The sequence below is a fragment of the Anaeromyxobacter terrae genome (assembly GCF_022690685.1).
Classification (GTDB): Bacteria; Myxococcota; Myxococcia; order Myxococcales; family Anaeromyxobacteraceae; genus Anaeromyxobacter; species Anaeromyxobacter terrae.
Genome location: NZ_JALCYY010000138.1, coordinates 1 through 1,619, shown reverse-complemented (window position 1 = coordinate 1,619; position 1,619 = coordinate 1). Strand labels below are relative to the sequence as shown.

At 67.8% G+C, this 1,619-nt stretch carries 1 protein-coding gene; it reads right to left on the bottom strand.

Going from position 1 to position 1,619, the window contains the following annotated elements; genetic code table 11:
• Positions 1–23: 23 nt before the first annotated feature.
• Positions 24–1,370, bottom strand: coding sequence for an NADP-specific glutamate dehydrogenase (gene gdhA / locus MNY62_RS25485; RefSeq protein ID WP_242347134.1), 1,347 nt, complete (start codon positions 1,368–1,370; stop codon positions 24–26).
• Positions 1,371–1,619: the final 249 nt, after the last annotated feature.

Sequence of the window (1,619 nt, the reverse complement as noted above, 5' to 3'; positions counted from 1 at the left end):
GGTCGGCGACGGGCCCCCGCACATCAAATCAACCCGTGCGCCACCATCGCCTTCGCGACCTTGATGAAGCCCGCGATGTTCGCGCCGACGACGTAGTTGCCCTTGGCGCCGAACTCCTCGGCCGTCTCGAAGCAGGTCTGGTGGATGTTCTTCATGATGTTGGCGAGCCGCTTCTCCGTGTACTCGAAGGTCCACGAGTCGCGGGACGCGTTCTGCTGCATCTCGAGCGCGGAGGTGGCGACGCCGCCCGCGTTCGCGGCCTTGCCCGGGCCGTAGGCGATGCCGGCCTGGAGGAACACCTGGATGCCCTCCGGCGTGGTCGGCATGTTCGCGCCCTCGCCGACGGCGATGCAGCCGTTCTTGACGAGCAGGGCGGCGTCCTTGCCGTTGATCTCGTTCTGCGTCGCGGACGGCATCGCCACCTGGCAGGGGATCTCCCAGATGTTGCCGCCGTCCACGTAGCGCGCGTGCTTGCGGTACTCGACGTAGTCCTTGATGCGCCGGCGCTCGCGCTCCTTGAGCTGCTTCACGAGCTCGAGGTCGATGCCCTTCTCGTCGAAGATGTAGCCGTTCGAGTCGGAGCAGGCGACGACCTTGCCGCCGAGCTGGTGGATCTTCTCGACCGTGTAGATCGCGACGTTGCCGGAGCCGGAGACGACGCAGCGCTTGCCGTCGAACGAGTCCTTGCGGACCTTGAGCATCTCCTCGACGAAGAAGGTGGCGCCGTAGCCCGTCGCCTCAGTGCGCACGAGCGAGCCGCCGTAGTCGAGCCCCTTGCCGGTGAGGACGCCCGCCTCGTACCTCGAGGTGAGCCGCTTGAACTGCCCGTACAGGTAGCCGATCTCGCGGCCGCCCACGCCGATGTCGCCGGCGGGGACGTCGGTGTGCTCGCCGATGTAGCGCCAGAGCTCGGTCATGAAGCTCTGGCAGAAGCGCATGATCTCGTCGTCCGACTTGCCCTTCGGATCGAAGTCCGAGCCGCCCTTGCCGCCGCCGATGGGCAGGCCGGTGAGCGCGTTCTTGAAGATCTGCTCGAACCCCAGGAACTTGATGATCCCGAGGTAGACCGACGGGTGGAAGCGGAGCCCGCCCTTGTACGGGCCGAGCGCGCTGTTGTACTGGACGCGGAACCCGCGGTTGACGTGGACCTCGCCCTTGTCGTCCTGCCACGGCACGCGGAAGATGATCTGCCGCTCGGGCTCGATGATCCGCTCGATGATCTTGCGCTCGCGGAACTCGGGGTACTTCGCCAGGACCGGGCCGACCGACTCGAGGACCTCCCGCGCTGCCTGGTGGAACTCCACCTCGCCCGGGTTGCGGCGCAGCACGTCCTGGTAGATCGTCTCCAGCTTCTCGTCCTTCATGACCATCTGACTGCTCCTTGGGTTTTGGGCGCGATCCCTCTGCCCCTGTGAAGCGCGAGAGCATGCCGGACCGGCGCCGTCCCTCGCCACGGACGCAGCGTACGTGTCGGACGGAAGGTGCGTCCGGGGGCGGGCGCACGCCGCCCCGGCCGTCTCCGGCCGAAGGCGATGCGGCAGCGCGCCGCACTCGCAGGGAGGGACGCAGTCCCTCCCGGCGGGGAACGGTCGCGAACCCGCGCAGCGGGCGCGACCGTT

What these genes read in the sequence shown, in the direction of transcription:
- gdhA (WP_242347134.1), bottom strand. Translation starts at nt 1,370, where the DNA reads ATGGTCATGAAGGACGAGAAGCTGGAGACGATCTACCAGGACGTGCTG.